We start from the raw sequence: 19,842 nt of genomic DNA, 5'->3' as shown, positions 1-19,842 counted from the left end.
CACCGCGTCAATGCGAGTGAGCGAGGCGCGCAAGGGGCCAGCGAGTTCCTCTGCAAGCGCGGTGGCGCCGGAATCACCAAGCGCACTGCAAACAGCCTTGAGGGTGGGGCACCGGCCCTCACCCCGCCCGAGCGAATTCGAAGCAGCGTTGAAGTCCGCGTCCTCGCCCATGGGACCAGGCCACAGCCCCAAGCCTGCCAACCGAACCGCACCCGCTCACCCCCCCACGGGCTCTGAGGCGGCAGGGAGCGCGGGCGGCCGGCCGAAGCGCCGGAAGAGGACTGGCACCACCAGCATGTTGAGGAAGGTGGAGGACAGCAGTCCCCCGAGGATGACCACGCCCATGGGCGCCTGAATCTCATTGCCCGGCTCGTTACCCGCGATGACGAGCGGCACCAGGGCCAGCCCCGCGCACAGTGCCGTCATCACCACGGGCGCCAGCCGCTCCAGCGAGCCCTGCACCACGGCCTCGGCGAGCGTCTTCCCTTCCTCCTTCATCAGGTGCTCGTAGTGGCTCACCATGAGGATGCCGTTGCGCGTGGCGATGCCAAATAAGGTGATGAATCCCACCAGCGACGCCACGCTCACCACGCCGGAGGTGAGCGCCACCGCCACCACACCACCGATGAGCGCCAGCGGGAGGTTGATGAGCGTGAGCAGCGAGTTGCGCACTGAGCCGAAGGCCACCACCAGCAGCAGGAATATGCCAACCACCACCCCTACGCTCAGCCAACCAATGGTCCGCGAGGCCTCCTCGGCGCTCTCGAACTGGCCGCCGTAGTCCACGTAGTAGCCAGTCGGCATGGGCACTTCGCGGGTGAGGCGGGACCGCAATTCGTCCACCACCGAGGTCAAGTCTCGGCCCGCAACGTTGGCCTGCACTACCATCTTCCGCTGCACGGCTTCGCGGCTGATGGTGTTGGGACCTGACTCGCGCGTGAGGCTCGCCAGCATCTTCAACGGGATGCGTTGGCCGCTGGGTGTGTCAATGAGCGTGGAGGAGATAGCGTCCAGGTCCGCACGCGAGGCGTCATCCAAACGCACGGCGATTTCCACCACCCGCTGTCCCTCCAGCACGGTGCCCACTGTCTCCCCGGCAAAGGTCCGCTCCACCGACTCGGCCACCTCGCCCGCGGTGAGCCCGTAGCGAGCGACCGCATCCCGGTCCATGCGAATCTCCAGCTCGGGGATGTCCACCTGCTGCTCAATCGCCACGTCCACCGCGCCAGGGGTGCCCTCGGCCACCTTCTTCACCTGCTCCGCCAGCGTGCGCAGTCGGTCCAAGTCATCGCCATAGATTTTCAATGCGATGTTGGCCCGCGTGCCCGACAGCATGTGGTCGATGCGGTGGCTCAGTGGCTGGCCGATGGTGACGATGACACCGGGCACCTGGGCCAGGGCCTTGCGCATCGCCTCCAGCACCGCTTCCTTGCTCCGCTCTCCCTTCGAGAGGTCCAGCCCTACGTCCAGTTCAGCGGCGTTGACGTCCTGCGCGTGCTCGTCCAGCTCAGCGCGGCCGGTACGCCTGGAGGTAGATGCCACCTCGGGAAAGGACAGCAGCACTTCCTCCACCCGTCGGCCCAGTTTGTCCGACTCCTCCAGCGACGTACCCGGCAGCGTGACGACATTCAGCGTGAGGGTGCCCTCGTTGAACTCGGGGAGGAAGGAGCGTCCGAGGAACGGGACAACGGCCAGCGTGGCAAGCAGCGCCAGCGCTGCCCCGGCGAGGATGGCGCGAGGCCGTGAGAGTGCCCACAGCAGCACCGGCCGATAGCGCTCCTTCAGCCAGCGCAGAACCGGCCCCTCATCCGCGCCCAGTGCCTTGGCCTTGGGCAGCAGGTACGCACACAGCGCGGGCGTCAGCGTTACCGCCACCACCAGCGAAGCGGCGATGGCCACGATGTACGCCAGGCCCAGCGGCGCCAGCATCCGCCCCTCGAGTCCCGACAGGAAGAAGAGCGGCAGGAAGACGAGGATGATGATGAGGGTGGCGAAGACGATGGCCTGGCGTACTTCCACCGAGGCCCGATAGATGACCTCCAGGGCGGGACGGCGCTGACCTTCTGGCAGGTGAGCATTCTCCCGCAGGCGCCGGAAGACGTTCTCCACGTCGATGATGGCGTCGTCCACCAAAGCGCCGATGGCGATGGTGAGGCCGCCAATCGTCATGGTGTTGAGCGTCACACCCATGACCTTGAGCGCCAGCACCGCGGCGACCAGTGACAGGGGGATGGCGGTGAGGGAGATGAACGTCGCCCGCGCGTTCATCAGGAAGACGAGCAGGATGAGCGCGACGAGAATGGCCCCGTCTCGCAGCGCCACGGACACATTGCGCACCGCAACGGAGATGAAGTCCGACTGGCGGAAGATGTTGCGGCCCACCACCATGCCCTGCGGCAACGTGGCCTGCACCTCGTCCAACGCCGCGTCCAGCCGCTCCGTCAGCTCCAGCGTATTGGCATCCGGCTGCTTCATCACCGCGAGGATGACGGCGGGCTCTGCGTTGGCACTGCCCTCCCCGCGCTTGAGGCGAGGCCCTACTTGAACGTTGGCAACCTGCCCCACGGTGATAGGCACACCCCCACGGACGGTGACAACCGTGCCCGCCAGGTCCTCGACACCCTTGGCGCGCCCCACGGCTCGCAGCAGGTATTCCTGCCCGCCTTGCACGTAGAAGCCGCCGGAGGCGTTGTGGTTCGTCGTGCGCAGGGCGGTGGCCACCTGCTCGAAGGAGACATTGAGCGATTGCAATGCCTCCGGGCGCAGCAGGACCTGGTACTGCTTCACCACCCCACCAATCGGCACCACCTGGGAGACGCCCGGAACGGACAGCAGGCGCTTGCGCAGCACCCAATCCGCCGCCCCTCGCGCTTCCATCATCTGCGCCTCGCGGCCCGCCGCGTCCGCCGCCAGCGCGTCCTTCTGCCAGGAGACGGAGAGGAAGAGGATTTCCCCCATGACGGAGGAGATGGGCGCCATGGAGGGCGGGGGCACGTCCGGCGGGAGCTGCGCGGCGACGAGTTGGAGCTTCTCGTTCACCACCTGCCGGGCCGTGTAGATGTCCGTCCCCCACTCGAACTCCACCCAGACGATGGAGATGCCCACGCCCGAGGCCGAGCGCACCCGGCGCACACCCGTGGCGCCGTTGACGGCCGTCTCGATGGGGAACGTGACGAGCGTCTCCACCTCCTCGGGCGCCAGGCCATGGGCCTCGGTGAGGACAGTCACGGTAGGTGCAGTGAGGTCTGGGAAGACGTCCACCGGCATGCTCCGGGCTACCTGAAAGCCCAGCACCAGCAGCAGTACGGAAGCGGCAACCACCAGCAATCGATTGTCGATGGCCCAGCGAATGAGGCGATTCATCGTCGTCGTGCCTTTAGTGCTGGTGGCCATGCTCCGGGATGGCCCCGGTGGCGGTAGACAGCTTGAGCTCGTAGGCGCCACGCGAGACGACGCGCTCGCCCTCTTTGACTCCGTCCAGCACCTGCACCCAACCGCCGGAGCGCACTCCAGGGCGGATGACGCGCTTGAAGAAGGACTCACCACCCTCCATGACGAAGACAGTGGGACGCCCGTTGTCGTCCACCACCGCTGCCTCCGGCACGGCCAGCGCGCGCACCGTCTCGCCCGTGAAGAGCGTCACCTTGGCGAACATGCCCGGCTTGAGGGCGCCATCCGGGTTGGGCAGCTCGAAGAGCACGGGCACTGTGCGCGTAGCCGAGTCCACGACGCTACCCACCGCCACGCGGCGGCCTGACTTCTCATCCACGGTGAACTCGCGCGTGAAGCCCGCCACCGTGAAGGCCGCGCCGGGCGAGCGCTCCACCTTCGGCGCGTCCGCCTCGTACACCTTCGCCTCCAGCCACAGTCGCGAGGGGTTGATGACGGACACGAGCCGCGTCCCCGCGACCACCACCGCGCCTGGCATCACCTCCGCGAAGGACACCACTCCGTCCAACGGAGAGCGCAACTCGAAGGCGGCTCCGCCCACCCCACCGCCCGACCCGCTCTGCGTGCTGCGGTACAGGGTGAGCTGGCGCTCTGTCGCGGACACCCGCGCAATCGCCATTTCCCGCGCCACCCGGGCAGCATCGAGCTGCTTCTCGGGGATCGCCTTCGCCGAGAACATCTCCTCGGCCCGAGCCACCTCGCGCTCCGCCAACCCCTGCTCGGCCCGGGCCCGCGCGGCCTCCATCTCCACGGTAGCCAGGTCCATCGCTCCTGCCACCGTGGTGGGGACCACCCGCACCAGCACCTCGCCCTTCTTCACCACCTGCCCCAGGTGCGGCACCGGCCCGCCCACGGGGATGCGCCCGGCTACAGGCGCGGACAGCTCCGCGGCCTGGCCCGCCACCGGCTTCAACTCGCCGTTTGCGCGCACGCCTCCCTGGAGGACGCGCACCTCAGCGGGCGCCGTGGCATATTGCGTCTTCCACTGCTGCTCTTTGAGGAATGGAACCGAAGACTCACCAACCGCTTCGGGAGGAGCGGCAGACACGGCTGCGGCCACGGTGGGGTACACCGTCACCTTGCCTGCCCCCACCGTCCCGGCGACTTGCTCTCCCTCCAGCCGCAGGGTGAGCGTGGCTTGGCCTGATTTCGTGGGACGCACCTCTGGCTTGAAGATGCCGTCACGCAACAGCTTCTCGGCAACGAAGCGCTCCTCGGTGCCATCGGCGTAGCGGAGGGCGGCCGTCACCTTCCCCTTCGTCACCACCTTGAAGCCGTCAGGGGCGCGTGCGTCTGTGAAGTGAGCCACCAGCGCGGAAGGCTGCCCCACCACCAGCGCCGGGTATTCCATGAACAGCTCCAGGCCGTCCTGATAGGCAGTCACGGAGAGGTCCGGACGCTCCGCCTCCGCGGCACCATGCGCGCCACCCTCGTCGTGGCCGTGGGCGGCCTCCCCCTCGTGGTCATGACCGTGCTCCTTGCAGGACACCGCGAGGACAGACGCGAGGACCAGGGAGAGAAGATGCAGGCGACTCATGGCTGGACACTCCGAAGTTCGGCGCCGTCCCAGGCACCCAAGAGAAGGAAGAGGTCTGCTTCGCCCTCAGCGACGCCGAGGGACAGGTCCACTGCCGTCAGCTGCGCCTCGCGGGCAGTCCGCTCGGCATCCACCAGGACAAGGAGGTCCGCGCTTCCACCCCGGTAGGCCACCTGGGCGATGCGGCGCAGTTCCTCCGCGCGGGTGAGCACGCCCTGGCGCTGCCTCACGCGCCGCTCCCGCCGGCCCGCCACCTCCTCCAACACCGTGGTGAGGCGGGAATGCGCGGTGTGCAGCAGCGCGGCGCGGCGGGCCTCGGAGAGCCGCTGTCGTGCTTCTGCTTGGGCCTCCTGCCCCTGTCTCCGCTCGAAGAAGGGCAGCGGGATGGCGAGCCCCACCACGTACCCTCCTCCTGCCCCGGGCAGGCCCACGTCGAGGAGTTGAATGCCAGCGTTCACCGTAGGGTCCGGAATCCACCCACGCGATGCCGCCTGGCGGGCCAACTTCGCGCCTTGCGCCTCCAGCTCCAGCGCACGCGCATCTGCACGGCGGGCCTCCAATTCAGCCTGCAGTTGGCTCGAGGCGGGCAGCGAGCGTTCCGGAGCCAGGGGACCCTCGAGCGGAGGCAGCACACTCACCCCGGGCCCCAACAAGCGCAGCACCTCGGCCCGCGCCCGACGCTCTTCGAGAACAGCGCCACTCAACCCGTCCTCCACTGCGGCGGTCTCCGTGTCGATGCGCAGTCGGTCATAGCCCGCGGCGTCGCCCGCGCGCTCTCTCGTAGCGATGGCTTCCGCCAGGCGCCGCAAGGCGGACAAGGACTCCTCGAAAATGGCCCGTCGCTCCTGTGCAGCCAGGGCCGTGGCGAAGGAACGGGCTGCCTCGTGGCGCAGTTCTCCCCGAGCCCGCGCAAGGTTTGCCTCCACGGCCTGGGCACTGCGCCCAGCGGCCTCTGACTCCAGGGCCAGACGGCCAGAGAGCACCAGGGGAATGGAAACGCCCACGATGTCCTGGCTCGCCCCATCCGCCACGCCGGAGGTGGCCTTCTCACGCTGCCACTCCAGTGTCGGATTGGGCCAACGTCCGGCCCCCACAGCCGCAGCCCGTCCTACCGCTGCCTCCGCGTCGGCGACACGCGCCTCCAGGCTCGCGGCGACCACCTGCTCCACGTACCGCGACTCAGTGAGCGGCGACTGGGCCGCCGCACCACCGGCCATCAGCACCAGCAAGATACTACTTGCGATAGTAGGTGAGGACGAAGAACAGCAAGGCGCGCGCATGAGCATGGCCATCGTTCAGGAGAGGATGTGAAGGGCGGTCTCTACCGCATGGTGGAGGAAGGCCGCGTGGAGCAGCGCGAGAGTCAGCACCCCAGACGCAGCGCCCACCGCGAACAGGAGCGCGCGCGAGGGGAGCGAGGGCGGTGCGTCCTCGTCCAAGAGGCGTCGCACCCGCTGCTCGAGCGCCAGTTTGCCGAAAGCAGGCACGCCAGCCACGTCGCGCGCCCTCCGCTGCAGAGCCGCCATCTTCACCAGCGCCCCCGCCACCACCGTCCCGTCACCGACGATGCGCACCGCTTCCGCGTCGCAGGCCTCCTCGGCCGCCGTCTGGTAGGCAGAGAGGAAGACGCGCGCCAAGGGCGGAGGCACAAAGAGGCCCGAGACAGCGAGCAGCAATGCCGCCAGGGGGTCTCTGCGTCGCAGGTGCGCCTCCTCATGGGCTAGCGCTCCGCGCAGCTCCTGAGGGTCCAGGGCTCCTTCCAAGCTGGCGGACAGGAGGATTCGCCGGTGGAACACCCCAGCGGCATGGCAAAGCCGCGGCGCTCCCGGAACGGCCACCACTGGGAACACACCTGGGCGAGCGGAGCCCAACGTTTCCAGCGCGGCCAGCCGGGCCCTCGTATGCCGCACGCGCCACAGCAGCGCACCCGCGCGGAAGACGAACACGGCGAGCGCCAACGCCCCCACCACCGCGAGCACCGGCCTCAACCCCGACGAGTGCAGGATGCACAGATGGAGATGGTGCCCATGACTGCCACAATGGTCATGGCTCCAGCCCAGCATTGCGGACAGGGACGGCGCGGCAGCGGCGGACACCACCGCCAGCGCCACCACTGCGGGGAGGGTGCCCACGACAAAGGCCGCATCTGCACGGAGCGCCGGGCGCATCCGTGACGCGGGCCACGGCAACAGGGTGGCGACTCCCACCAGAAGCGAGGCCAGCACTCCGGTGGCAGCGGCCACGGCTGCACACTCCAGGAGGAACGCCAGGGCCGCTATCACTTGTGCCCTCTGCGCCGCTCGGCGATGAGCTGAGAGAGCCTGTCGAGCAGCGATTCGTCCACCTCAGCCGCGGCGTCCACGAACGCGGCCAGCGCCGCATCGCCATGCGACTGGAGAATGTCGGCCGCGAGCCCGTCCGCCAGCGCCTTCTCAAACTCAGGCTGGGAGAGGGCCGGGTTGTAGCGCCAGGCTAGGCCGTCCTTCTCGCGCACCAGCAGGCTCTTGCGGTGCAACCGGTCCATCGTCGTCATGATGGTCGTGTATGCCCGCTCCTCGCGGCCAGTCATCCGGTCGCAAACCTCTCGGGCTGTAACGGGCGCCTGCGTCCAGACGACCTTCATCACGGCCGCTTCCAACGTGCCCAGCGGCTCCCAGGTGCGCTTCTTCACGAAGACGGTTCTATCCTCAGCCATCTACTATCGTCAATAGTACCTACCAACAGTCCAGGCGCAGGCATGATTCGAGAGGAGGAAGCGTGACGGTGTCTCCACGTGTGAAGGGCGCGGTGCTTGGACTGTCCGCCGCGGCCCTCTTCGGGGTCAGCGCGCCCGTGGCGAAGCTGCTGCTGCCCTCCAGCACTCCTCTGGTGTTGGCCTCGCTCCTCTACCTGGGAGGCGGGCTGGGGATGGCCTGTCTGGAAGCGCTGCGCCGACTGCGTCCGGTGGGAGCCCCCAGCCGCGAGGCACGCCTGGGGCGCAACGACGGCGCCCCGCTGCTGGGGGTCATTCTCTGCGGCGGGGTGCTTGGCCCGGTGCTGATGCTGATGGGCCTGCAGCGGCTCTCCGGAGTGGCAGCCTCACTGCTCCTCAACCTGGAGGGCCCCTTCACCATCCTCCTGGCGCTGCTCGTGTTCGGCGAACATCTGGGCCGGGCGGGCGCCTTCGCCGCTGGGTTCATCATGGCGGGCGCCGCGGTTCTCGGCTTCCAGCAGGGCGAGTTGCACGGGGACGTGCTCGGCGTGCTGGCCCTGGCCGGCGCGTGCCTGGCGTGGGCCGTGGACAACAACCTCACGCAGCGACTCTCCCTCAAGGACCCGCTCGCACTTGTGCGCATCAAAGCGCTCGGCTCCGGCACGTGCACCCTCGTACTGGCCTGGCTCACCGGGCAGCCCTTCCCCTCCTTGCACATCTTGAGCGCGGCCCTGCTGCTCGGCTTCGCCAGCTACGGGCTGTCCATCGTCCTGGATGCCTATGCCCTCCGCCTGCTGGGCGCGGCCCGCGAAGCCGCCTACTTCGCTACGGCTCCGTTCGTGGGAGCCCTCGTAGCGGTGCCCCTGCTTGGCGAGCGGATGCAGCCACTGGACCTGCTGGCGGGCGCACTGATGGGCGCGGGCGTCTTCCTTCTGCTGCGCGAGCGGCACGGCCATGTGCACACGCACGCTGCACTGGAGCACGAGCACCTGCACACCCATGGCACGCACCACCAGCACTCGCATCCCCCTGGCGTTGATGTGACCGAACCACACAGCCATCCCCACCGGCATGTGCCGCTCACGCACGACCATCCGCACGTGTCGGACCAGCACCACCGCCACAAGCACTGACTGCCTCGGCTCGTTGTGCCCACCCGAAATTCGCCCGCTGCATCATCGGTGCGTCAAAGCCACGCCAAGCAGTGCGTCAAGGCGAGCGAGCGATGCGCGCGCAGGGCATCGTCAGCTCGGTGCGTCCGCCGAGCCGACTACTTCCCTGATACAAAGGGCGAAGGCTGGCGCCCCATGACGCGGCACATCACGACCGCGCTCGCAGGGCATGCTCCACGGAGTTCCTCGGAGGCATGCAACTCTGGGGGGAGGGCAGCGCGGTCGATGCGGACAAAGCCGAAGCGCGGGAAGTAGTCCGCAGCAGTGGTGGTGAGGAGGAACAAGGCCTCGAGCCCATCTGCGCCGGCTCGCTCAACGAGCCGTTGGACCAACTCTGCCCCCACGCCCTTCCCCTTCTGGTTCTCGTTCACGACAACGGAGCGAAGGAGGGCGCACGTCCCGTACAGCTCCAACCCTGCTGCAGCCACGAGCGTGCCTTCGCTCTCTGCCACGAGGAAGTAAGGCAGGTGGTCGGCCACTCCTTGTCGGGGCAGGTCTGCGCCAGCGAGGAGTGCTTCAACTGCGCCGAGGTCGGCGGGGCGGGCGGGCCGAAGGGTGGGCATCATCGCGTCCACCCTTCGCTGGTCAGGAGTTCAACCACCCGGGCGCGCACGTCGTCGCGAATCTCGCGCACGCGCTCCACCGACTTGCCCTTCGGGTCTTCCAGAGGCCAGTCGCCGCGCTTCAGCCCCGGCACGTACGGGCAGGCATCGCCACAGCCCATGGTGATGAGCCACTGAGCGCCCTGGGCCAGCTCATCGGTGAGGCGCTGAGGCTTGGCGCCCGACAGGTCGATGCCCACCTCCGTCATGGCAGCCTGCACTTCGGGGTGAACGCGCTCTCCCGGCTGGGTACCAGCAGACACGGCGCGCGCCTTGGCTGGGTCCGACAGGGCGTTGAAGAAGGCCGCCGCCATCTGCGAGCGGCCGGCGTTGTGTACGCAAGCGAAGATGACCGTCTTCATCGTGACGACTCCTTGGAAAGCCGGCTACTGCTCACCAATGCCGCGGGTGAGCGCCGTCAGGCGCAGCCGGTCTAGCTTCTCGATGGGTAGTGCGAGGAATAGCTCCAGCCTGCGGGAGATCTCCATGGACACCTTGAGGAAGGCCGACTCCTTCTCCGCCTCGCCACCCTCTACTGCCGCCGGGTCCGCACTTCCCCAGTGAGCGATGACGGGCTGATACGGCCACACCGGGCAGGACTCACGCGCCTTGTCGCAAAGGGTGATGACGAAGTCGAAGCGCACGTCCCGGAACTCCTCCCAGGACTTGCTGCGCGCGTCGGCAGCGGGAATGCGGAAGCGCTCTCGAAGCAGCCGGAGGACGAGGGGATGGACGTCACCTTTCGGCGCAGCACCCGCGCTGTGCACCTCGAAGCGCTCGCCCCCCAAGCGCTTGAGCAGGAACTCGGCCAGGATGCTACGGGCAGTGTTGCCCGTGCAGAGGAAGAGCACTTTGAAGGGCGTTGGAGGAATCACGGGGCCTCGAGAAGGAGCACCTAGGGGACGACGTCGGCAGCCGGGTCCTACGGGTGCGCTTCGCCAGGCCCGGACGCAGGCGCCTTCCCCTCGAAACGACGAGGCAGCACAGCTTCACCGGCTCCGGGGAAAAGCCGACGCCTGAGCCAAAGCGACAGGTAGACCAAGGCGATGAGGGCGGGAACCTCGATGAGCGGCCCCACTACGCCCGCCAGCGCCTCTCCCGAGGCCATACCGAACACGCCCACCGCCACGGCGATGGCCAACTCGAAGTTGTTGCCCGCGGCGGTGAACGACAACGACGCCGTTTCCTCATAGGAGAAGCCCAGCTTCCTGGAGAGGAAGAAGGCACTGGTGAACATGATGACGAAGTAGACAATCAGCGGGAGGGAGATGCGCACCACGTCCAGCGGGAGGCGGGTAATCTTCTCCCCCTGCATCGCGAACATGAGGACGATGGTGTAGAGCAAGCCAATGAGCGCGGTAGGCCCCAAGCGCGGCAGGAAGCGCTGCTCGTACCATGCCTCTCCCTTGAGCCGAGTGAGGCCGATGCGCGTCAGCGCGCCAGCCACCAGGGGCACGCCCAGGAAGATGAGCACGCTCTTGGCGATGCTCCACATGGATACGTCGAACGCCGCCACATCCGCGCCGAGCCAGCCAGGAATGACGGTGAGGAAGAGCCAGCCGAGCACCGAGTAGAAGAGAATCTGGAAGACCGAGTTGAGCGCCACCAGCACGGCGGCCACCTCATTGCTCCCGCACGCGAGCATGTTCCAGATGAGGACCATGGCGATGCAACGGGCCAGGCCGATGAGAACCAGACCGTTGCGGTAGTGCGGAAGGTCCGGAAGGAAGAGCCAAGCCAGGGCGAACATCAACACCGGCCCCACAACCCAGTTCAGCACCAGGGACGTGGTGAAGAGCTTGCCCCGCGCGCGCAACCGGCCCAGTTCGCCGTAACGCACCTTCGCTAGCACCGGGTACATCATCCACAAGAGGCCAATGGCGATGGGCAGGGACACGGTGTCCAGCCTCACCGTGTCCAGCCTAGCGCCCAGGTCCGGGAAAGCTCTGCCCAGGCCGATGCCCAGGCCCATGGCGGCGAAGATCCACACCGGCAGGAACCGGTCGATGACGGAGAGCTTCTTGACGATGCTGTCTGGAGCAGTGGTTGCGGTCATGAGAAGGCTCTTGGGTCTACTTGCAGGCGTTGGGGCCGCGGGACTTGAGGAGGCGCGCGACGTCTTCCCGGAGGACATCCCTCTTGGTGAAGGCGGACACGAGCGCCTTGAGCTGGGCCTTGCACACCTCGTCCAGTTGCGGAGCCAGTCGGTAGTACACCCAGCTTCCGTCTCGGCGGGCCTCGACGATGCCTGCGTTCTTCAGCACGCCGAGCTGCCGGGAGGTGTTGGACTGGGTCAGGTCCAGGGCTGACTCGAAGTGGCAGACGCACAGCTCCCCATGACTGAGGAGCGCGACGATGCGTAGGCGAGTCTCGTCTCCCAACGCCTTAAAGAGGCGGGAGGCGGACCGAACATCTAAAGAGGCGGCGGCAGGTGCCATGAGGATATTACGATATTCGAATATCCTATGGCCCACCACAACATCGGCCTCTGCAAACTTCCTGTGACACCCCAGAAGCGATGACCAGGAGGAGGGTGGCAGGGCGGCGAGCGCAGGCCTGGGAACAGACCTCAGCGCGTCAAGGCGGGTGGGCGAGGCGCGCACGGTCATCGCTTTGCCTGGGCTGACTAGAAAGGGGGGAAGTTGCCCCGGTTTCGTGGAGTCCCACCCGCTGTGCGAAAAGGGTCCCACGATGCCGAAGTCACGCCCTCCATACCCGCCGGGGTTCCGTGAGCGGGTCGTCGATTTGGCTGCTGAGCCGCACACATCGTGGCGCCCTAACGTCGGACCGTGAGATAGCGTCTGGAGTGATGCGCATCCATCGTCCCCCATGTCTGCTGGCGCTCATTCTTCTGGCAATGACCTGTGCCTGCCGGAACGAACCTCCGCCCAGCTACATCCGGATTGATGGACCTGCACCGATGCTCGCAGATGCACCGGGCCCACTCGCACTGCTGGTAGTCTTCTGGGCTTCCTGGTGCCCTCCATGCCGGGAGGAGACGCCCCATCTCCTCTCCCTGGCCGAGTCGCCTCCCGAGGGACTTCGGGTCGTCGTCTTCAGCCACGATGCGGACCTCAAGGCAGTGGAGTCATTCTTCGAGGGCCCTCCCCCGCCGGAACTCCGCCTGCGCCTGGATGTGGGCGAGAAGGTCGCCCGCGAGTATGGGGTGGAGCAGCTCCCAACGAGCATCCTCGTCGTCGAAGGGCAGCTGGTCGCCCGCTTCCCTGGCCCACGGGACTGGGACTCCAGAGCCATGCGACGCCTCCTGGAAAGGTTGACCCGCGAGCGTGCCACCCGGGCGACCGGCTCGGCGGATTGACTCTTCCCCTGGGCCTTTGTAAGCCACCTACTGGATGCAGCTCCTCTTGCGACTCATGGTCGTGCTCCTCGTCCTGACGACGGGCGGCGTCTTCCAGACGCTGGCCTTCGCTTCGGACACGCACGCCGACTGCATGGAGGATGAAGGCGATGACTGCACGGACTGCGCCCCCAGCTGCGTCCTGTGCCCATGCTGCCCGCTGAGAGCAGCCCCCGCTCCGGTTCCCGTCATGGGGGACCTCGCGGCCGCGCCCACACCGCCGCTGGTGCCCAGCCACGTGGACGAGCCGGTCCTCTCCGGGACCGCTACCGACATCTTCCAACCGCCTAGAGCCTGACGCCTCCCTTCACGGGAGACGTGTGCCGTGCGCGAGCCCTGCCGGGTCCGTGCGTGCGCATGCGCGTCCTCTTCGCCTGAAGCCCTGTCCATCCTCCCCGCGCACTCTCGCGCGGGAATTCACCGCCATGGGCGACTGCCCCGGCTGGAGTTTCCTCATGCGTTCGTTGCGCACCCTGTCCATCGTCGTCTCGCTTCTCACCCTTCCCGTCATCCCCGCGCTGGCCGAGGAGACCAAGCCCACCGAGAAGGCCCAGGCCGCCGAGGCCGAGAAGCCCAAGTGTGAGCACGGCATCCAAAAGTCCCTGTGCACTCGCTGCAACCCGAAGCTCGCGGCCGTCTTCAAGGCCAAGGGCGACTGGTGCGCGGAGCACGAGCGACCTGAGTCCCAGTGCTCTATCTGCAACCCAGAACTCTCCAAGAAGGGCGTGAAGTAGATGATGCCAGCCTCCCGCGTCGGTCCGGTGATGCTGTTGGCCCTGCTCGCCCTGGGCACAGCCAACTGCTCGAAGGGGTCGAAGCCCGCCGTGGCGGAGAAGTCCTCCGCGCCTCCGGCCGCCGCGGGAGGCGCTTCCGGCCCCTCCCAGTCCCTACATCTGTGCGAACACAAGGTGCCGGCGGAGCTGTGCACCCGGTGCAATCCGGACCTCATCGACGTCTTCAAGGCGCAAGACGACTGGTGCGAGGAGCACGGAGTGCCAGAGTCCCAGTGCCTCCAGTGCAACCCGAACCTCGCCTTCACCGCACAGGCCACCGCGCCAAAGGACTGGTGCAAGGAGCACTCGGTCCCCGAGTCGAAGTGCACCAAGTGCAACCCGGCGCTCGTCGCGAAGTTCATCGAGGCGGGCGACTACTGCCGGGAGCACGGCTTTCCGGAATCCGTCTGTCCGTACTGTCACCCTGAGCTGGTGAAGGCGGCGGGCGCGGAGCCGCCCACCTTCCCCGAGCCAGGAACGCGCGTTCGGCTCGCCTCCGCCGAAACCGCTCGAGAGGCCGGCATCCAGACACGTCGCGTGGAGAAGCGGCCCTTTTCTCGCACCCTGGACGTTGTTGGTCAGCTCGCCTTCAACAACAACCGGCTGGCTCAGATGTCGGCCCGAAGCGAGGCGCTGGTTCTGGAAGTCCGTGTGGACGTCGGCGACGAGGTGAAGGCCGGGCAACCCCTCGTGGTGATGACCTCCGGCGCCGTAGGCACAGACCAGGGGCGCCTCTCATCGGCCCAGGCACGGCTTGGAGTCGCGCGCGCCGCGCTCACACGCGAGCAGTCGCTCGTCGAGCGGGGCATCAGCGCACGCAAGGACCTGGAGCAAGCCCAGGCGGAGGTGGCCGAGGCCGAGGCCGAGCGCGACGCGGCCCGCGCATCCCTGACCGCCGCAGGGGCCTCCGTCCGCAGCCAGCAGGGGACCTACGTGATGACGGCGCCTTTCTCCGGCACCGTGGTGGCACGTGACGCCGTCCCCGGCAGGCAGGTGGGTGCGGGGCAGACGCTCCTCCAAATCGCTGACCTGGACACCATGTGGGCCCTCCTAGAGGTGCCCGAAGCCGACGCGGGAATGGTGCGCGCGGGCCAGCGCGTCACGCTCTCATTCGAGAGCATGCCCGGCGAGACGCGTGAGGCAACCCTCACCCGCGTGGGCGCCTCCGTGGACCCGGCCACCCGCACCGTGCGCGCCCGCGTGGAGCTGCCCAACCCGGACGGCGCCCTCAAGGCGGGGCTCTTCCTCCGCGCCAGGGTGCAGGTGACCGCCGAGCAGGAGTCCGTGCTGGTCCCCCGCGAGGCCATCCAACGCGCCGAGGGCCGCGCGCTCGTCTTCGTGAAGAAGGGCGCGGGCCTCTATGAGCCCGTCGTGGTGGAGCTGGGTGCCGGCACCCGTGAAGAAGTCGCCGTGGTGAAGGGACTCTCGGCTGGTGCGGAAGTCGTCACCACTGGCGCGTTCCTCCTCAAGACGGAAATCCTCAAGGAGTCCATCGGTGCGGGCTGCTGCGAGACAGAGGGAGGCGAATAGTCCCATGCTGACCCGAGTCATCGACTGGTCCCTAGCACACCGCTGGGCCGTCCTCCTTGGCACCCTGGCCCTCGTCATTTCGGGCCTGCTGGCCTTCCGGGCACTTCCCATCGACGCCATCCCTGACACCACGCCCACGCAGGTGCAGGTGAACACCATGGCCCCGGCCCTCACCCCTATCGAGGTGGAGCGGCAGCTCACCATCCCCATCGAGCAGGCGCTGGCGGGCCTGCCCCACGTCAGCGAGCTGCGTTCCATTTCCAAGTTCGGCCTGTCCCAGGTGACGCTCCAATTCAGCGACGGCACGGACCTGTGGTTCGCGAGGCAACAGGTTTCCGAGCGGCTCGGCCAGGTCTCTGTCCCCGCGGGCATCGAGCGCCCGACGATGGGGCCGGTGGCCACAGGCCTGGGCGAGGTCTTCCACTACCTCGTCAAGAGCCGGACGAAGAGCCTCGAGGAGCTGCGCACGCTGCATGACTGGGTCATCGCTCCACAGTTGCGCAGCGTGTCCGGCGTGGCAGAGGTGAATGCCTGGGGCGGCCAGGAGAAGCAGTGGCACGTCGTCGTGGAGCCGCGCCGCTTACAGCAATTCAATCTCTCGCTGCAGGACGTCTACCGCGCGCTGGAGGAGAACAACGCGAACGTGGGGGGCGGCATGGTGGAGCGCGGGGGCGCGGCGAGCCTCGTCCTCGGCGTGGGTGTCCTGGAGGACGGCAAGGCCGTCGAGGACGTCGTCGTCGCGGCGCACAACGGCGTGCCCGTGCGCATCCGGGATGTGGCCCGTGTGGAGGTGGGCCACGAAATCCGCCGGGGCGCCACCACGGCGGATGGTGAAGGCGAAGCCGTCCTGGGCCTGGGCTTCATGCTGGTGGGCGAGAACTCCCACACAGTGACGAAGGCATTGGCGCAACGGCTCGAGGAGGTGAAGCGCACCCTACCCCAAGACGTCTCCGTGGAGCCCGTCTACGAGCGCACCGAGTTGGTGGACCACGTGCTGCGCACAGTGCGAACCAACCTCCTTGAGGGTGCGCTCCTCGTCATCGCCGTCCTCTTCCTCTTCCTGGGCAACTGGCGCGCGGGGCTCATCGTCGCGGCGGCCATTCCCCTGTCCCTGCTGTTCGCCTTCAACGCGATGCTGCGCTTCGGCATCGCCGGCACCCTCATGTCGTTGGGAGCCATCGACTTCGGGCTCGTCGTCGACTCCTCCGTCATCCTCGTGGAGAACGCGGAGCGGCGGCTCGCCGAGGCCAGGGGGAGTCGGTCCATCCTCGAGGTGGTGCGCGACGCCGCCGTCGAGGTGCGCGGGCCCACCCTCTTCGGTGAACTCATCATCATGGTGGTGTACCTGCCCATTCTCGCGTTGGAGGGCGTGGAGGGAAAGCTGTTCCGCCCCATGGCGCTCACGGTCATCTTCGCCCTGCTGGGCAGCGCGCTGCTCTCCATGACGTTGATGCCGGTGCTGGCGTCCTTCGCCTTGAAGCGTGGCGGAGGGCACCACCGCGAGCCGCGCCTCGTCACCTTCCTCAAGCGCTGCTACCAGCCGGTCCTCGACTGGGCCCTCACTCACACTCGGGCCGTCCTCGCCGGCGCGGGGCTCCTCGTCGTGGGTGCACTCATCGCCGCCACGCAGCTCGGCAGCGAGTTCGTCCCACGCTTGTCCGAAGGCACGCTCGTCATCAACACCGTGCGCCTAGCCGAGGTCTCCCTCACCGAGTCCGTCCGCTATGGCACCGAGATTGAGAAGGTGCTGCTCGCCCGGTTCCCTGACGAGGTTCAACGCGTGTGGACGCGCACTGGCACGGCGGAGGTGGCCACGGACCCCATGGGCATCGAGCTGTCCGACGCCTTCATCACCCTCAAGCCGCGCGAGGCCTGGAAGCGGGCCGCCACTCAGGACGAACTCGTGGCGGAGATGAAGGCGGAGCTGGCGGACCTGCCCGGGATGCGCATGGCATTCCTCCAGCCCATCGAGATGCGCGTCAACGAGATGATTGCGGGCGTGCGCAGCGACGTGGGCATCAAGCTCTTCGGGGACGACCTGGACGTGCTGAAGGCCAAGGCCCGTGAGATTGAGGGCCTGGTCAAGGCCATCCCAGGCGCCGCCGACGTCACCGTGGAGCAGCTGACGGGCCAGCCCGTGCTCGAGGTGACAGTGGACCGAGAGGCCGTGGCCCGTCACGGCATTTCCACCCGTGCGGTGCTCGACATCGTCGAGGCGGTGGGCACCCGGAGCGTGGGCGAGGTGCGCGAGGGCGAGCGGCGCTTCGACCTGGCCGTGCGTCTGTCCGAGGAGTACCGGGATGACCCGGCGAAGCTGGCCACGATACCGGTGACGGGGCCCGGGGATGCACGCGTGCCGCTGGGGCGGCTTGCCCGCATCCGCGAGGTGTCCGGGCCCACCACGCTCCAGCGAGAGTGGGGCAAGCGCCGCATCGTCGTGCAGGCCAACGTGCGCGACCGAGACCTCGGCGGCTTTGTCGAGGCGGTGCGCCACGCGCTGGACGAGAAGCTGGAGCTGCCCGCGGGCTACTACCTCCGCTTCGGCGGACAGTTCGAGCACCTGGAGCGTGCCCAGGCGCGCCTGCTCATCGTGGTGCCGCTAGCCCTGGCCCTCATTTTCCTCCTGCTCTACCTCACCTACCGGCGCGTCCTCGACTCCGTGCGTATCTTCGCGGGAGTGCCCTTCGCACTGGTAGGCGGAGTGCTCGCGCTCCTGCTGCGGGGACTGCCCTTCTCCATCTCCGCCGCAGTGGGCTTCATCGCCCTCTCCGGGGTGTCGGTGCTGGGAGACATGGTGCTCGTCTCACGCGTGCGCTCCCTCCTCGATGCAGGCCACGCATTGAGCGAAGCTATCCGCGAAGCGGCCCTCTCACGCCTGCGGCCCGTGCTGATGACGGCCGCCGTAGCCGCCATCGGATTTCTGCCCATGGCGCTCAACACAGGCGTGGGAGCGGAAGTCCAGCGACCTCTCGCCACCGTGGTTATCGGCGGCATCCTCTCCTCCACACTGCTCACCCTGGTGGTGCTTCCGGTCCTCTACTCCGTGTTCGGCGGTGGGCGGCAAGCCCCCCTCCTGAGCCCCCCTGCTCGGGCAAGCGTTACGCAGGCACCCGAGGGGGAGTCAACCCGTGCGGCGAGTTGAGAGGCCCAGCCCATGAGCCCAGAGACACTCACGCTCCTGCTCCAAAACCGGCAGCGATTCCTCGCCTTTCTGACGCCACGCATCGGCAGTGCCGAGGGGGCCGAAGAGGTCCTCCAGTCCGCGCTCCTTAAGGGAGTAGAGAGTGGGGCCACCCTGCGCCATGAGGAGAGCGCGGTGGCCTGGTTCTATCGGCTGCTGCGCAATGCACTCATTGACCGCCACCGGCGCCAAAAGCGCGAGGAGCACGCCCGGCGCGAATGGGTCGGTGACAGCCTGCTGTCCACTGAGGATGCAAACGAGCTGGAGAGGACTGTCTGCACATGCATCTCTGCCCTCGTCACTACTTTGAAGCCGGAGTACGCGGAGGCCCTGCGCAGGGTGGATCTAGAAGGTCAGAGCCTCGCGGCGCTCGCCGAAGCGGCTGGCATCACCCCCACCAACGCCAAGGTCCGCCTCCACCGGGCCCGGCAGGCACTGGGCAGGAGGCTGGTGCAGTCCTGCGGCCCCTCCTGCTGCGAGCGAGGCTGCGTGGACTGTCCATGTGAGCCAGCCTGAGATGAGAGCCCTGCATCGCACCCGGGACCGGACCAGCACATGCCCACCCCTATGATGGAACGCCTCGCGGATGGCGACGCTGCAGCCGCCTTCATCGCCGTTGCGGCGCTGGGCCTCTGCGGCGCGATGCTGCACGAAGGCTGGCGAGGCACTAAAGCGCGCTGGGCGCGCACCGCGTCCATATTCGTGATGGTCCTCGTGCTCGTGCTGGCTGCCCTACCCGCCCTCGAAACAGTTCTGCCTGGGCAGCCACTTGCTGCCGTCGAAGTGACGGAGAAGGGACAGAGCATCCCCCTCCCTCCTTCTGTGAATGGAAGGGTCCTCGTCGTGGTGAGGGGCAGGCTCGCCCAAACAGGCGACACCGAAATCCTGTTTTCGATAGCGGGAATGGAGGAGATGATACGTGGGACGCTGGAGCGGTCGCGTACCTACATCCGGGCGAAGCGCGGGCGCACCCATGTCTGGCGCAACCGATTGAGCTTCCATCAGCGAGGCTCCATCCCGCGAGGCGTACACGCGCTGACGGTGGAGCAGTTGGAGGGGAGCCTTGAAGGCCCTTTGCGCGTGGAGTTCTACCGCAACCGGTGGCCCCCCCTTCTTGTATCCTGGGCTGCGGGCCTCGTGCTGCTCACAGCCTCGGTGCTTCAAGCCCGCCTCCAGCTCCGCCGATACGCGCTCTGGGCTGGTACTGCGCTCGGAACGAGCCTGTTCATCTACAACTGGGGCGAACCCCGCGCCGACATCACGTTCGCTGCGGCCTGCCTCTTCTTGGGATTCACAGTGGGCGCTCCCATAGGGTGGTTGGCGTCCCAAGCACTGCGGGCGCGGTCCCCTTCGCCTGCTCGACGGCGAAGAAACCGGAGCTGAGCTCCAGGCAGCCATGAGAATTCGGAGGTCGGGGAAGGCGTGCACTCCCATCGGGCGCTGGCGGGGCCGCTTCGTCAGCGTCCGCGCGCGACAAAAACGTGGAGGTGTAACCCTGGGCAAATCCGTTCGTCAGCCCAGGTAGATTTCAGGAAGTCCCTGCTGGC

Annotated in this window: 18 protein-coding genes; 8 read left to right on the top strand and 10 right to left on the bottom strand. The window is 67.6% G+C overall.

The genetic code is table 11. The annotated features are described in order from the left end of the window. Window positions 1–216: 216 nt before the first annotated feature. The 5 genes from K8625_RS33580 to K8625_RS33560 form a co-directional block, all read right to left on the bottom strand. Window positions 217–3,363, bottom strand: coding sequence for an efflux RND transporter permease subunit (locus K8625_RS33580; RefSeq protein WP_223738417.1), 3,147 nt, complete (start codon window positions 3,361–3,363; stop codon window positions 217–219). 13 nt (window positions 3,364–3,376) lie between these two features. Then, complete coding sequence (locus tag K8625_RS33575; RefSeq protein WP_223738416.1) at window positions 3,377–4,987, bottom strand: efflux RND transporter periplasmic adaptor subunit; 1,611 nt, start codon at window positions 4,985–4,987, stop codon at window positions 3,377–3,379. After that, window positions 4,984–6,210 carry a TolC family protein gene (locus K8625_RS33570; RefSeq protein ID WP_223785004.1) on the bottom strand — a complete coding sequence of 409 codons (1,227 nt, stop codon included), beginning with the start codon at window positions 6,208–6,210 and terminating at the stop codon, window positions 4,984–4,986. Before K8625_RS33570 ends, K8625_RS33575 begins: the two co-directional genes overlap by 4 nt. A gap of 72 nt (window positions 6,211–6,282) precedes the next feature. After that, window positions 6,283–7,230, bottom strand: coding sequence for a M56 family metallopeptidase (locus tag K8625_RS33565; RefSeq protein WP_223738415.1), 948 nt, complete (start codon window positions 7,228–7,230; stop codon window positions 6,283–6,285). A 35-nt stretch (window positions 7,231–7,265) separates the two neighbouring features. Further along, window positions 7,266–7,658: a BlaI/MecI/CopY family transcriptional regulator gene (locus K8625_RS33560; RefSeq protein WP_223738414.1), complete on the bottom strand. Its 393-nt coding sequence runs from the start codon at window positions 7,656–7,658 to the stop codon at window positions 7,266–7,268. 86 nt (window positions 7,659–7,744) lie between these two features. Between K8625_RS33560 and K8625_RS44645 the strand changes: the two genes are divergently transcribed. Next, window positions 7,745–8,812 (top strand): EamA family transporter, encoded by a 1,068-nt coding sequence (locus K8625_RS44645; protein WP_370642009.1) that lies wholly within the window; start codon window positions 7,745–7,747, stop codon window positions 8,810–8,812. 137 nt (window positions 8,813–8,949) lie between these two features. Here the strand turns inward: K8625_RS44645 and arsN2 are convergent, their stop codons facing one another. The 5 genes from arsN2 to K8625_RS33530 are packed head-to-tail and all read right to left on the bottom strand — an operon-like array spanning window position 8,950 to window position 11,891. Continuing rightward, entirely contained in the window at window positions 8,950–9,414 is a 465-nt protein-coding gene (gene arsN2, locus K8625_RS44640; RefSeq protein WP_223738806.1) for an arsenic resistance N-acetyltransferase ArsN2, read from the bottom strand. After that, complete coding sequence (locus K8625_RS33545) at window positions 9,414–9,815, bottom strand: low molecular weight phosphatase family protein (protein ID WP_223738412.1); 402 nt, start codon at window positions 9,813–9,815, stop codon at window positions 9,414–9,416. Before K8625_RS33545 ends, arsN2 begins: the two co-directional genes overlap by 1 nt. Window positions 9,816–9,839: 24 nt before the next feature. After that, window positions 9,840–10,325 (bottom strand): arsenate reductase ArsC, encoded by a 486-nt coding sequence (locus K8625_RS33540; RefSeq protein WP_370639883.1) that lies wholly within the window; start codon window positions 10,323–10,325, stop codon window positions 9,840–9,842. A gap of 50 nt (window positions 10,326–10,375) precedes the next feature. Next, window positions 10,376–11,509 carry an ACR3 family arsenite efflux transporter gene (gene arsB, locus K8625_RS33535; RefSeq protein WP_223738410.1) on the bottom strand — a complete coding sequence of 378 codons (1,134 nt, stop codon included), beginning with the start codon at window positions 11,507–11,509 and terminating at the stop codon, window positions 10,376–10,378. Window positions 11,510–11,525: 16 nt separating this feature from the next. Next, window positions 11,526–11,891 (bottom strand): helix-turn-helix transcriptional regulator, encoded by a 366-nt coding sequence (locus K8625_RS33530; RefSeq protein WP_141642832.1) that lies wholly within the window; start codon window positions 11,889–11,891, stop codon window positions 11,526–11,528. Between the two features lie 371 nt (window positions 11,892–12,262). On the opposite strand from K8625_RS33530, the gene K8625_RS33525 reads away from it, so the two are divergent. The 7 genes from K8625_RS33525 to K8625_RS33495 all read left to right on the top strand — a co-directional run bounded on the left by K8625_RS33525 (window position 12,263) and on the right by K8625_RS33495 (window position 19,678). Beyond that, entirely contained in the window at window positions 12,263–12,772 is a 510-nt protein-coding gene (locus K8625_RS33525; protein ID WP_223784986.1) for a TlpA disulfide reductase family protein, read from the top strand. A gap of 55 nt (window positions 12,773–12,827) precedes the next feature. After that, window positions 12,828–13,109: a hypothetical protein gene (locus K8625_RS33520; RefSeq protein ID WP_223785003.1), complete on the top strand. Its 282-nt coding sequence runs from the start codon at window positions 12,828–12,830 to the stop codon at window positions 13,107–13,109. A 157-nt stretch (window positions 13,110–13,266) separates the two neighbouring features. Further along, window positions 13,267–13,545, top strand: a complete 279-nt coding sequence (locus tag K8625_RS33515; RefSeq protein ID WP_223738408.1) for a hypothetical protein — start codon at window positions 13,267–13,269, stop codon at window positions 13,543–13,545. A gap of 3 nt (window positions 13,546–13,548) precedes the next feature. Beyond that, the gene (locus K8625_RS33510; RefSeq protein ID WP_223738805.1) at window positions 13,549–15,114 is read left to right on the top strand and encodes an efflux RND transporter periplasmic adaptor subunit; all 1,566 of its coding nucleotides are present in this window, start codon (window positions 13,549–13,551) and stop codon (window positions 15,112–15,114) included. 4 nt (window positions 15,115–15,118) lie between these two features. Next, on the top strand, window positions 15,119–18,256 hold the full coding sequence (locus tag K8625_RS33505) for an efflux RND transporter permease subunit (RefSeq protein ID WP_223738407.1): 3,138 nt from the start codon (window positions 15,119–15,121) through the stop codon (window positions 18,254–18,256). 12 nt (window positions 18,257–18,268) lie between these two features. Further along, the gene (locus K8625_RS33500) at window positions 18,269–18,811 is read left to right on the top strand and encodes an RNA polymerase sigma factor (protein ID WP_223738406.1); all 543 of its coding nucleotides are present in this window, start codon (window positions 18,269–18,271) and stop codon (window positions 18,809–18,811) included. Between the two features lie 51 nt (window positions 18,812–18,862). Then, a complete protein-coding gene (locus K8625_RS33495; RefSeq protein ID WP_223738405.1) occupies window positions 18,863–19,678 on the top strand; it encodes a hypothetical protein in 816 nt (271 codons plus the stop codon). Window positions 19,679–19,842 lie beyond the last annotated feature (164 nt).

Source organism: Myxococcus sp. AS-1-15 (assembly GCF_020037055.1).
GTDB classification, from domain to species: Bacteria; Myxococcota; Myxococcia; order Myxococcales; family Myxococcaceae; genus Myxococcus; species Myxococcus fulvus.
Note: the sequence above shows the minus strand (reverse complement) of the source record. Positions and strands in the feature narration are given on the sequence as shown.